This window comes from Synergistaceae bacterium, from assembly GCA_012728235.1.
GTDB lineage: Bacteria > Synergistota > Synergistia > Synergistales > Synergistaceae > JAAYFL01.
Genome location: JAAYFL010000053.1, coordinates 1 through 12783, shown reverse-complemented (window position 1 = coordinate 12783; position 12783 = coordinate 1). Strand labels below are relative to the sequence as shown.

Below are 12783 nucleotides of genomic sequence, written 5' to 3'. Positions count from 1 at the left end.
GATAGGATCCGTATCAGTAGATGGTTGTGATGTAACTGCAAAGACGGTGTTTACTAATGAAATACGCCGAAAAGTGGGCTATGTTTTTCAATATCCTGAACAGCAAATATTTTCTGAAACAGTTGAAAAGGAAATATCTTTTGCTCCTACAAATTGGGGAGTAACAGGAACAGAGCTCACAAAGAGAATAAAAGAAAGTCTCTCAACTGTGGGCTTAGAAGAAAATGTTTTGACCAAAAATCCATTCACACTTTCAAGCGGAATAAAAAGAAGAGTGGCAATAGCATCTGTCATTGCGGCAACTCCTGATTTTATAGTATTGGATGAACCGAACGCAGGGTTGGATGCGAGAGGGACAGAAGAACTTATAAACTTGATGAAAACACAAGCAGACCAAGGTGTTGGAATTGTGCACATAACTCACGATTTAACCCTGGCTTTATCTATAAGCGATAAGATCCTTGTTCTCGATGAAGGGAAAAGTATATCTTGGGGTACTCCTAAAAAAACGGCAGAGCTACTATGTTTAGAACATTTAATAAAATTGCCATTACCGGATATACTCAACCTATCGAATATACTAAAAAAAAGAGGGAAAGTTAACCAAGTAACCTTGAACCCATACGAACTTGCCTCTATGATTTCTGAAAGGGAATAAGATGCCTCTTATATCTAAAATATCAATAGGTCAATTTATTCCTGCAAAATCTTTTATACATGATTTAGATCCCCGCTGTAAGATAGTCGTAACCATATTTCTAATGGCAGAGATTTTTATCTTTAAATCAGTTCGAACAATACCCTTTTGGGGATTATTTTTATTTATCTTGATATATCTTTCAAAAGTGCCATTTAGAGCGGTCTTGCGATCAGTAAAACCCATTCTGTTTTTTGTAATATTTACGATCTTTATACATCTTTTGGGAACCAAAGGAAATAACTTGTTTTCAATGGGCCCTTTCTCAATTACAAAAGAGGGTTGCATCGGTGCTCTGACAATGTCCTTTAGGCTTTTATATCTTGTTTTATATGCCGCGATTCTTACTCTAACTACCAGTCCTTCAAAGCTGTCAAATGGGATAGAGTCGCTAATGACTCCGTTTAAGAAAATTGGATTTCCTGCACACGAAGTTGCGATGATGATAACTATAGCTCTTAGATTTATACCAACTTTGTTTGAGGAAACAAGTAGAATAATAAAGTCGCAGCTCTCTCGTGGCGTCAACTTTAATGAAGGCGGTTTAATAAAAAGAGCGAAAGCATATATTCCCGTCCTTGTTCCCATGTTTGCTTTAGTTTTTATGAGAGCTGATATTTTGGCAACGGCAATGGAGTCACGCTGTTATCGTGGCGGAATCGGAAAAACAGAAATGTATCCTTTAACATGGGGGAAAAAAGAAAATATAACGATTATAATGTTCATAATTATTTCTTTTAGCATGTTATTTTTAGACAGAGTTTTTAGATATTCAACATTTTTTTAATATAAAACAGAAAAACAAATAAAATACAAACAGTTGACATACGAAAAAGACAGTTGTGATGTAAAATAGAAGTAATATAAAAAAATAAAAAACAAACACTGTTATTTGCATAATTGGGGAGGCTGGCAAATTTGTGGAGTAGAGATATTGGTATAGACCTTGGTACAGCTACAGTCTTAGTCTTCATAAAAAATAAAGGAATTGTTCTCAGAGAACCATCTGTGGTTGGTATGGATGAAAGCAGCGGCAAAATAATTGCGGTCGGTGAAGAAGCCAAGATAATGATAGGTAGAACACCCGGCAATGTTGTGACCATTCGCCCGCTTCTAGATGGTGTAATAGCAGACTATACCATGACAGAAGTCATGTTAAGAGAGCTCATAAAAAAAGTAACAAAAGGCATGGAACGTGTCGTGCGGCACAGAGTAATGATAGGTGTTCCAGCCGGTGCGACAGATGTCGAACGTAGAGCTGTTTTAGAAGCTGCTCTTGAAGTAGGAGCGAAAGAAGCATATCTGATTGAGGAGCCAATGGCCGCGGCAATAGGTGCCAATATGCCAATAGGTGAAGCTGCAGGAAATATGGTTGTAGACATCGGCGGCGGAACAACAGACATCGCCATAGTCTCTTTAGGCGGATTAGTTGTTTATGAATCACTACGCGTCGGAGGAGACAAGTTTGACGAATCTATCCTAAGATACATGCGCAAACAGCATAACTTGGCTATCGGAGAACAGACAACAGAAGAAATAAAAAAACAAATTGGTTCATGCGACATAGAAAGAGCTGCTGCCGATATGACAATGGCTATAAGAGGTAGAGACTTAATTCAGGGCCTTCCCAGACAGATAACGGTGAGCAGCATGGATATAGCTCGTGCGGTTGAAGAGCCTACAAACGCAATAATTGCGGCAATAAAAAGAGTCTTGGAGAGAACACCTCCCGAGTTGTCTGCTGATGTCATTGACAGAGGAATAATTCTAACAGGAGGCGGAGCATACTTGCGGGGCCTTGCTGATTTAATTATAAGAGAAACAGAAATAAATGCAGTAGTGGCTGAAGCGGCATCAGAATGTGTAGCCATGGGCACAGGCATCGCTCTTCAGTCTCTTGATAAACTGAAGGAAGCGGGAGTTGTTTACTCGGCAACACGTAGAGGTTACGGCAAGAGATAATTATATCTAATTTTATATAAAAATTGAGTTATAATTTAAAAATAAGGATAAATAGTTAAATATGACAAAGAAAACAAACGGACCGAAGAATAAATTTTGGTGGAGTGAAACAGGAATCAACTTTGAATGTATAGAATGTGGAAAATGTTGTGGCGGAGAACCCGGTTTTATCTGGGTCAACGATAAAGAGGTAAAGCTTATTTCAGAATTTCTTGCTATAAACGAAGACGAGTTTAGAAAAACATACTTAATAAAAGTCATGGGTAAATACAGTATCAAAGAACAAGAAAATTATGACTGTATTTTTCTCGATGAAAAATCAAGAAAATGTAAAATATATAAAGTTCGTCCGAGACAGTGCAGTCTTTATCCTTTTTGGGATTCTCTGTTAGAAGATAAAAGACTTTGGAATTACTACTCCGAAAAATGCCCAGGAATGAATAAGGGCAAACATTACTCTGAAGATGTTATAACCGAGATTTATTCAGAACAAAAAGAAGCGGATAAAGTATAACGTAAATGCTATTTCACCCTTAAGCTGATTGATGTTTTTTGAGATAATAAGATAGAGAAGCAAATGGAGGGCAACGCATGTTTGAGATATTCAAAGAAATAAATTGGACTCTCATAGGCACACTAATATTAGTGGGTGCTTTGGTTGCTTGGGCCGGAGACTTTGTCGGAATGCATCTCGGGAAAAAACGCATCACATTTTTCAACCTTCGTCCAAGGCATACATCGAGAATAATTACAGTCATCACTGGAATCGGCATTTCTATCTTTTCATTATTTGCAATCAGCACCGCTTCAGACACTGTACGAACCGCTCTTTTCAGCATGAACTACGTCAGAAATCAAGTAACGACCTTAACAGCTGAACTGCAAAGCAATAGGTCAACTTTAGAGAAAATGGAGCTGGAGCTTTTTACAAATAAAGGAGACCTTCAGGAAAAACAAAAAGAGTTGCAGGAAATTTCAAAAAATTTATCAAAGAAGACAAAGGATCTGGCTGAAACCGTCTCAAAAATTCATGATATGGAAACCCAGATGTCAAAAGCAAAGGCAGAACAAACTACTCTGATAAAAGCGAATACAGCTTTAGCGGAAGAAAGCAAGAATCTTGAAATTTCAGTACAATCACTAAAAAGAGAGTCTGAAGAGCTAAGAGGAAACATTCAACGCTTAAGAGAGGGGAGAATTGCTACTATAACCGGAGAAATATTGGCTCAGAGGGCTGTCACTTTAAAAGGCGGAACTGTAATTGAAATCGATTCAGTTTTTGAGAGGCTTACCGATGAGGCAACCACGCTTTTGGCATATCGCTTCGGCAAGAAAAAAGAAGAAGTTTTAGCACCTATTTTAGATGAAGGCACAAAGGATGCCGTGAGAAAAAAATTAGTCAATACAAATGAACGTTGGGTTATTCGTATGACAGCTATGACAAATGCAGTTGAAGGTGAACATGTACGTGCACGAGTAGATTCTTACAAGACTAAATTAGTTTATGAAGCAAACCAAATACTTGTTGAGAAAAAAATAAAACCCCAAATAACAAGACCTGAACTTGAAGAGCTTATATTCAATGCACTAAAAGAATTAAACAGTAAAGCAGTAAAAGACGGGTTGCTAAGAGATCCTCTTACTGGAAATGTAGGTAGTGTTGATACATCTGAAATTATGACAATTTTAATAGAGGCGGTCGGAAGCGACCAGGAAAAGAAACTAAAAATAAGAGCCGCAAATAATATTTATACAGAAGGTCCTGTTAAAATAACAGTGGCTCTTCACTAATAGGAGATAAAAGATGCTTATAGTAGGCTGTCAAAAATGTGGTGAAATGAAAGTCATAGCAGGGGGACCTGATTTGTCCGGCACGACGAGAGTAATGTGGACTTGTAGCCATTGTGGAGCAGGACAACTTTTAGAATTGGCGTTGCCAAAAGACGCTCGTCGTGGCGATCTGAGAGCTGTTATAAAAGGTTTTGCCTTGAACAAATCGCATTCGCAATTCAACGGCAATAACATATTATCCCAGGATCAGAAACCTTCTGTTACAACAAACGACGATTAATAATCCACAACCGTACAAAAAAACAGAAAAATATCACTGATAATTTAATAAAACAGAAATAAAAAACGGCATCCTTCATAAGAGAGGGATGCCGTTTTTCTCAACATGCTATTTAATCATTTTACTTATTAAATCTGTAAACTCTTTCCCATTTGCAACTGGTTCTCCATCAGCAATTGAGGCAAGTGCGAGAAATATTTCTCCCCAATCTTTCATATTAGAATCATCCTTCTCTGAATCTTCGACAGCTTGTTTCACTAAAGGATGATTGGGATTGAGTTCCAGAATACGTTTTTCCTCCGGAACTTCCTGTCCCATGGATTTGAAAAAGTTTCTCATGTGCGGTGAAATAGCTTCTCCCTTTTGTACGTAACAGGCAGGAGAATCTACCAGTCTGGTAGAAAGCTTTACATCTTCAACTGTGTCAGTTAGAGCCTTCTTTATTTTATCCACGAAACCGCTCTTCTCTATTTTTTCTTTTCCTTTGTTTTCTTCTTCCGTATTGCTGTCCGGTAAATCTACATCCTCTGCTGCTATTGAGACAAAGTCATAATCTTTAAACTTAGGCATGTTGTTTACCCATACCTCATCAACTGTATCTCCAAGCAATAAAACTTCTATCCCTCTCGCTTTTAATGCCTCTAATTTAGGCGATTTAGCTAACTGTTCTGATGTTGCACCGGTAATGTAGTAAATCTTTTTCTGTTCTTTTTGCATATTAGAGACATAGTTCTCTAAAGTTGTTTGCCCACCCTTTGAACTGTCAAAAAGACAAAGTTCCATGATGATTTCTTTGTTTTTGAAATCGGAAATAATACCCTCTTTCAAAACTACGCCAAAGTTTTTCCAGAACTTATCGTATTTCTCAGCATCTTCCGTCTTCATCTTTTTAAGAGCATCCAGTATTTTGTGAGTAAGGCTCTTTTTGATCACAGCAGTTGTTCTGTCCTGCTGTAATATCTCTCGAGAAACGTTGAGAGAAAGGTTTTCTGAGTCAACAACACCTTTAACGAAGCGCAAATACTCCGGCATAAGATCTTTACAATCGCTCATGATAAAAACTCTGCGGATGTACAGCTGAATGCCATGTTTTGAATTTTGGAAAAACAAATCCATGGGCGGACGTGAAGGGATATAAAGAAGAGCATTAAACTCTGTCACACCCTCAGCTTTGTACTGAATACGCTCAAGAGGCTCATCCCAATCATGAGTGATATGACGATAGAACTCTTTATACTCATCTTCTGTCACATCATCTTTCGAGCGAGTCCATAATGCTTGCATTGAATTTAAAGGTTCTTCTTTCTCGTCCTTTTCCTTTTTTTCAGAAACATCTTTTAAATAAATGGGGTAGGAGACAAAGTCGGAGTATTGCTTAACAATTCCCTGTATAGTCCATTTGGAAAGATAATCCTTCTCCTCAGCCTCCTTATCTTCTCCCATTTTTTTAACATGTAAAGTGATAGTGGTTCCGTTAGATTCGCGATTGCCATCTGCAATAGTGTAGCTTCCGTCTCCTTCAGACTCCCAAATATAAGTTTTTTCTTCTCCCGCTTTGCGAGTCTCGACAGTAACTTTGTCTGCTACCATAAAACTTGAATAAAATCCTACTCCAAATTGACCTATCAAATCGCTACTTGAGTCAGATTTTGCTTTCTGGATTACTTCCATAAACTCCTTAGTTCCGCTTCGTGCAATGGTTCCAAGATATGACATTAAGTCTTCTTTCGTCATGCCTATCCCATTGTCTGAAACAGACAAGATGTTTTTTTCTTTATCTATTGCTATATCTATTCTTCCGTCCTTCGCCATATCAGAAAGCTCCTGATTGCTTAAACTTTCTATTCTAAGCTTGTCCAATGCATCTGATGCATTGGAAATTAACTCTCTAAGAAAAATATCGGGGTTGGAGTAGACAGAATGTATCATCAACTCCAGAACTTGTTTTGCTTCGCTTTGAAACTCGTGTTTCTCTACCTTTGTCGCCATTTCATATCCTCCTTATTATTTAAAACAGAATAACTGTACTTTGTGCTTTAAGAATTGTTCTTTTATTTATCAGCTTTTGGCAGCTCAACAAGGAGAGAAATGTCATTGCCATGGTTCTCTACTTTAATAGTAGACCCCTCAGCGACTTCTCCTCCTATAATCATTCGAGCTATTTTTGACTCGAGATGTTTCTGTAAGTATCTTTTCAACGGCCTTGCCCCGTAAACGGGATCATATCCGTTCTTTGCTATGATAGCCTGTGCTTCCGGAGTTATCTCCAATCCTATATTTCTGTCAGTAAGACGATCCGCTACTTCCTTTATGAGTAGTCCTACTATTTGAGTTATCTCATTCACTTGAAGTGGCTTAAATAATATTATTTCATCCACTCTGTTCAAAAATTCGGGTTTGAAGTTCGCTCTAAGTGCAGCTTCAACATCTTTTTTAGCTTCCTCTGAGATTCTGCCGGTGGTAGAATCTATACCGTTTATTAGAGATTGAGCTCCCAAATTGCTGGTCATAATTATCACGCAATTTTTAAAGTTAACTGTACGTCCCTGACTGTCCGTAATCCTTCCATCATCAAGAAGTTGCAGAAGCACGTTAAAAACATCGGGATGTGCTTTCTCAATTTCATCAAAAAGAACTACGGAATATGGGCGGCTGCGAACAGCCTCTGTAAGCTGCCCTCCCTCTTCATATCCGACATAGCCTGGAGGCGCTCCTATAAGTCTGGAGACAGAGTGTTTTTCCATGTATTCAGACATATCTATGCGAATAATATTTTCTTCAGAATCAAAGAGGGTTTCGGCCAGAGCCTTTGCAAGCTCTGTCTTTCCGACCCCCGTTGGCCCAAGGAAAATGAAAGAGCCTATCGGTCGTTTGGGATCCTTTATTCCAGCTCTTGCTCTTAAAATAGCATCTGAAACAAGTTCTACCGCTTCACTTTGGCCGATAACTCTCTTATGCAAAATCTCATCAAGGTGAATAAGTTTCTCACGCTCTCCTTCGACAAGTTTTGTAACTGGGATGCCAGTCCATTTAGCCACTATTTTTGCAATCTCTTCTTCAGTTACCTCTTCACGAAGCAGCTTATTAGTTTTTGTCTCAGCTGCTAATTTATCTTCCTCTTCCTTAAGCTTTTTCTCAAGCTCAGGAAGTGTACCATGTCTGAGCTGAGCCGCGTTATTTAGGTCATATTCACGTTCTGCTTTATCAATTTTATGATGTACATTTTCAATTTCTTCTCTAAGCGATCTGACCTTTTTAATGTTTTCTTTTTCTGCCTCGTACTGGGCTCTGAGAGCATTTGCTTTTTCTTTTAGATCGGCCAGCTCTTTCTGCAGAGCATCAAGCCTCTCTTTACTTGCCTTATCTTTTTCGTTTTTAAGAGCCTGTTCTTCTATTTCAAGCTGCATTAAACGTCTGGAGACATCATCCAACTCAGCTGGCATAGAATCTATGTCCGTTCTTATCATTGCAGAAGCCTCATCCACAAGATCTATTGCTTTATCGGGGAGGAATCGGTCTGTTATATATCGATTTGAAAGTACAGCAGCTGCAACCAAGGCGTTATCCTGTATCCTCACTCCATGATGGAGCTGGAATCTCTCTTTGATTCCGCGCAAAATTGAAATTGTATCTTCCACATCAGGCGCTTCAACAAGAACCGGCTGGAAACGGCGCTCAAGTGCAGCATCCTTTTCAATATAATTTCTGTATTCTTCTAATGTTGTAGCTCCTATACAGTGCAATTCGCCTCTGGCAAGCATCGGTTTAAGCATATTTCCTGCATCAAGAGCTCCCTCTGTTTTTCCGGCTCCGACGATAGTATGTAGCTCATCAATAAAAAGTATAATTCGTCCTTCGCTCTTCTTAACTTCATTTAAGACTGCTTTTAAACGCTCTTCAAATTCTCCACGGAATTTAGCTCCCGCAATAAGAGAGCCCATGTCTAAAGCAAAAATAGAACGATCTTTTAACCCTTCCGGAACATCTCCTCGCAAAATGCGCAGAGCTAGTCCCTCTACAATCGCAGTTTTACCAACGCCAGGCTCTCCAATGAGAACTGGATTATTCTTTGTTTTTCTGCTTAGAATTCTTATAACACGTCGAATCTCTTCATCCCGTCCTATAACGGGATCCAACTTATTCTCTCTCGCTGCTCTCACCAGATCTCGTCCATACTTCTCTAAAACGTCATAAGTGTCCTCCGGATTATCGCTTGTGACACGCTGATTTCCCCGTACCTCAGAAAGAGTTTTTAGAAAATTGTCCTGTGTCAATCCAAAAGTAGCGAAGATCGAAAAAGATGGATTTTTAGGGCCTTCAGATAAAATCGCCAAAAGTAAATGCTCTACCGAGATGTACTCATCTTTAAGCATCTTTGCTTCATCTTCCGCTTTTGCCAACACTTGAGAAAGATTTTGCGACACATAAATTTTTCCCACTTCTTGACCACTTCCGGAGACTCTGGGTTTCTTATCAAGTTCACTTTCAATGGCTTTAAGAAGATTGTTTACCGGAACTCCTATTTTATTTAGTAAGTTTGGGATAAGTCCATTCTCCTGCGATATCAAAGCAAGTGAAAGGTGCTCCGTGTTAACTTCTTGATGCCCACGTCTTATAGCAATGTTCTGAGCCTCATAGAAAGCTTCCTGAGACTTTTGAGTTAATTTGTTTATATCCATAATTATTCCCCCCCCTTAACAAAAAGGTCTAACCAATATTGACTTCATGTTTCTATTATAATGGTCAAAATAAATCAGACAATATTAATGAAGGATAATTAAAGCTAAAATACGCTAATTATTTCTTTTTTCCTGAGGTAAACTACGATATTCTTTTAATAACGACAATATTCGTTTAATTAAATGAACAGTAAGATCTAGTTGAAAGTTTTCTTAAAAAATATATAAAATTAAGCATAAAAAACATCTTTTTACAGTAAAAAACAAAGAAAGGCTTGACAAGCTAGAAATATGAGTTTAAAGTTACCCTGTCGAACAATATGTTCGATTATAATATTTCTGCTGGGAGGCAACACATTGAAAAGCAACGGAACAGTAAAATGGTTTAACGCAACTAAGGGTTATGGATTTATCACGACAGATGAAGGAAGCGACGTATTCGTTCACTTCAGCGCAATCCAGGGCGACGGGTTTAAGACCCTTGACGAAGGCCAGAAGGTTTCATTTGAAATCACAGATGGCAGCAAAGGCCCACAGGCGGCTGACGTAGAGAAGATATAGCAAGAGGTATTTCTTTATATAAAGAAATCGACTATTAAAAGAGAAGAGCGACTTTTCGCTCTTCTCTTATTTTTGTATTGTGTTATATTCCAACCGGCATAATTTTAAAAAATATAATTAACGTTTTACCTCTTGCATAAATGTGGTGCTTTCGTCTATCGTAAGCCTGTATAAAAAATAAACCCAACTATCCCCAAAAACATAAAATTAGGAGGCTCATTATGTCCCTTATTAATGATAAAAAATTGCAAGTTGAAAAATTACGTCGCAAAGCAGATTTAAATGCTTTGGGATTTAGAACCACAAAAAGCTTAGAAAAGCTAAATGGTTTGATCGGCCAGGAACGTGCGGTAAGAGCCGTCGATTTTGGCCTTTCAGTACAAAGCAAAGGCTATAACATATTCATGGTGGGAGAACCCGGCAGCGGCAGAACTTCCTATGCGAAAAAGACTCTGGAAAACATAGCCGCCACGATGCCTGCCCCCGATGACTGGGTCTATGTTTATAATTTCGACGACTCAGGAGTGCCACTTGCCATTAGCTTGCCAGCAGGCAAAGGGAAGGAACTTTCAAAAGACGCAGAGAATGCTATCGAAGATTTAAAGACAACACTTTCAAAGGCATTTGACAATACAGAATACGAAGACAACAAGGCGCATCTTGTAAAGAGCTTTCAAGAAGTCGTAAATAAATTAATGGAAGATTTGCGCAAGTGGGCGGAAGAAAAGAAATTTGCCATTAAGAGAACGCCCCAAGGTTTTGTAAACTTGCCAATGATTATGGCTCTGCCTTTGGAAGAGCAGTTGCCTGAGCCACAGGATAAGGGAGTAGAACAAGAGAGCAAAAAAAATACGAAGAAAAAGAAACCTAAACCGATTCTTCGTGAAATGCAGCAGGAAGAATTCGAAAAGTTAAGCAAAAAGGAGCAAGACTCGCTCCAAAAGGTATCAGAAGAGATCTCACAGAAGACGCTGATAACTTTGCGCCTTATACGTGAACGAGAAAAAGATTTAAAAGAGAGAATAAAAGAGTTAGAAGGGCAGATTTGTCGCAACGCAATTGAGCCTATCCTGTCTGAATTCAACACAAAATATACTCCAAACAAAAGACTGGAAGATTGGTTGAAGTCTTTGACCGAGGACATAGTAAGCAATTTTAGTATGTTCCTAGCTGCGGAAAGAGATGAGACGACGGAAATTGACTTTTCTCGCTACGAAGTAAATGCATTTGTCTCAAACAATCCAAATGACGGTGCACCGGTCATATTAGAGACAAACCCAATTTATTATAATCTCGTAGGCAAAGTGGATTACGAAAGCCGCCAGGGCAATCTGTATACAGATTTTCGTAGAATTACTCCTGGAGCAATGCACAAGGCAAATGGAGGATTTCTCCTGCTTGATGCAGAGGAGATTCTCTCTCAATTTATGTCTTGGGACGTATTGAAAAGAGTCTTGCGTTATCGAGAGCTCTCCATTGAAAACCTTGGAGAACATCTGGGATATGTGCCTGTTTCATCCCTGCGCCCCGAACCGATTCCCGTAGACATCAAAGTAGTAATTGTGGGAACTCCGTATTTGTACTATTTACTTAATGTCTATGATTCAGAGTTCCAAAAAATATTTAAAATAAAAGCAGATTTTGACACGGAAATGAAGAGAACGCCTGAGTCTGAGAAACAGCTAGCACAGTTTATTTCCGGATTTGTAGCTCATGAGGGCAAACTTAATTTTTCTGTAGGAGCAGTTGGAGAAGTAATCGAGTACTCTTCACGCTTAGTGGAAGATCAAAACAAACTATGTACGCAGTTTAATAAAATAGCGGACATTCTTGTGGAAGCGACGGCATGGGCGAAAGTAGACGGCAAGAAACAAGTTGGATTGACACACGTTCAAAAAGCAATCGAAGACAAACTCTTCCGTTCAAGTTTGCTAGAAGAAAAGATACAGGAGAGTTACACAGATGAAGTCATAAAAATAGAGACAAAGGGATCTGTCGTAGGGCAAATAAACGGCCTTACAGTAATACAGCTTGTTGACTGCAGCTTTGGCGCTCCTGTGAGAATAACTGCCAACGTATTCATGGGACAAGAGGGAATAGTCAATATAGAGAGGGAAGTCGAGATGACCGGCCCCATACATAACAAAGGCTTATTGACCCTTTCCAGCTACTTAGGACGCATGTATGCACATGAACACCCCCTCACAATAGCGGCTCGTATAGCTTTTGAACAGACTTATGGTGGCATAGATGGAGACAGCGCGTCATCTACAGAGCTTTACTGTCTGCTTTCGGCAATAGCAGAAGTGCCCTTAAAACAGGGAATAGCCGTAACTGGATCCGTAGACCAGTTTGGTTCAATACAGCCTATAGGCGGTGTGAATGAAAAAATCGAAGGATTCTACAGATACTGCAAAGTGGCGGGACTCACCAAAGAACAGGGAGTCATAATCCCTCATCAGAATGAACAGCACCTCATGCTCAGCCATGAAGTTGTTCAAGCTGTAAAAAAAGGACAATTCCACATTTGGAGCGTTAAAACAATTGATGAAGGCATAGAAATTCTTACCGGATTAAAAGCAGGTAAGTTGAATAAAGAAGGAAAATATCCGGAAAACAGCATACATTACAAAGTAAAAGCCTCCTTAGAAAACTGGATACTGCGCTCTAGCAAGCATCAGAAAAAAATAAGAGACATAGTTGAGCCTCCTAAGAAAAACAGTGATACAAAAACAGAACAGAAAAAGGAAAGCGACAAAGATTAATGAAAAAACCAAGCAACTTTAAAAAAATACTGGATGCCTTTGAAGAGG

Annotated in this window: 9 protein-coding genes and 1 pseudogene; 8 read left to right on the top strand and 2 right to left on the bottom strand. The window is 39.0% G+C overall.

Annotated elements, in window-relative coordinates; genetic code table 11:
* The 6 genes and pseudogenes from GXZ13_04090 to GXZ13_04065 form a co-directional block, all read left to right on the top strand.
* Positions 1-658: ATP-binding cassette domain-containing protein (locus GXZ13_04090; GenBank protein NLX75015.1), on the top strand; the 658-nt coding region annotated here is incomplete at its 5' end.
* A 1-nt stretch (position 659) separates the two neighbouring features.
* Entirely contained in the window at positions 660-1484 is an 825-nt protein-coding gene (locus tag GXZ13_04085; protein ID NLX75014.1) for an energy-coupling factor transporter transmembrane protein EcfT, read from the top strand.
* A gap of 131 nt (positions 1485-1615) precedes the next feature.
* Positions 1616-2659 (top strand): rod shape-determining protein, encoded by a 1044-nt coding sequence (locus tag GXZ13_04080; protein ID NLX75013.1) that lies wholly within the window; start codon positions 1616-1618, stop codon positions 2657-2659.
* A gap of 61 nt (positions 2660-2720) precedes the next feature.
* The gene (locus GXZ13_04075) at positions 2721-3173 is read left to right on the top strand and encodes a YkgJ family cysteine cluster protein (GenBank protein NLX75012.1); all 453 of its coding nucleotides are present in this window, start codon (positions 2721-2723) and stop codon (positions 3171-3173) included.
* A gap of 77 nt (positions 3174-3250) precedes the next feature.
* The gene (locus tag GXZ13_04070; GenBank protein NLX75011.1) at positions 3251-4450 is read left to right on the top strand and encodes a DUF3084 domain-containing protein; all 1200 of its coding nucleotides are present in this window, start codon (positions 3251-3253) and stop codon (positions 4448-4450) included.
* A 13-nt stretch (positions 4451-4463) separates the two neighbouring features.
* Positions 4464-4652, top strand: a pseudogene (locus GXZ13_04065) (alcohol dehydrogenase).
* 186 nt (positions 4653-4838) lie between these two features.
* Here the strand turns inward: GXZ13_04065 and htpG are convergent.
* Both htpG and clpB read right to left on the bottom strand, forming a co-directional pair.
* Positions 4839-6719, bottom strand: a complete 1881-nt coding sequence (gene htpG / locus GXZ13_04060) for a molecular chaperone HtpG (GenBank protein ID NLX75010.1) — start codon at positions 6717-6719, stop codon at positions 4839-4841.
* A 62-nt stretch (positions 6720-6781) separates the two neighbouring features.
* A complete protein-coding gene (gene clpB / locus GXZ13_04055; GenBank protein NLX75009.1) occupies positions 6782-9409 on the bottom strand; it encodes an ATP-dependent chaperone ClpB in 2628 nt (875 codons plus the stop codon).
* Between the two features lie 357 nt (positions 9410-9766).
* Here clpB and GXZ13_04050 point away from each other — a divergent pair, with 357 nt between their 5' ends.
* Together GXZ13_04050 and GXZ13_04045 are read left to right on the top strand one after the other, a co-directional pair.
* Positions 9767-9970 carry a cold-shock protein gene (locus tag GXZ13_04050; GenBank protein ID NLX75008.1) on the top strand — a complete coding sequence of 68 codons (204 nt, stop codon included), beginning with the start codon at positions 9767-9769 and terminating at the stop codon, positions 9968-9970.
* 221 nt (positions 9971-10191) lie between these two features.
* Positions 10192-12735, top strand: coding sequence for an AAA family ATPase (locus tag GXZ13_04045; protein ID NLX75007.1), 2544 nt, complete (start codon positions 10192-10194; stop codon positions 12733-12735).
* Positions 12736-12783: the final 48 nt, after the last annotated feature.

Coding starts and splice junctions, on each gene's coding strand:
- GXZ13_04070 (NLX75011.1), top strand. CDS start 3,251: ATGTTTGAGATATTCAAAGAAATAAATTGGACTCTCATAGGCACACTA.
- htpG (NLX75010.1), bottom strand. CDS start 6,719: ATGGCGACAAAGGTAGAGAAACACGAGTTTCAAAGCGAAGCAAAACAA.
- GXZ13_04085 (NLX75014.1), top strand. CDS start 660: ATGCCTCTTATATCTAAAATATCAATAGGTCAATTTATTCCTGCAAAA.
- clpB (NLX75009.1), bottom strand. CDS start 9,409: ATGGATATAAACAAATTAACTCAAAAGTCTCAGGAAGCTTTCTATGAG.
- GXZ13_04075 (NLX75012.1), top strand. CDS start 2,721: ATGACAAAGAAAACAAACGGACCGAAGAATAAATTTTGGTGGAGTGAA.
- GXZ13_04045 (NLX75007.1), top strand. CDS start 10,192: ATGTCCCTTATTAATGATAAAAAATTGCAAGTTGAAAAATTACGTCGC.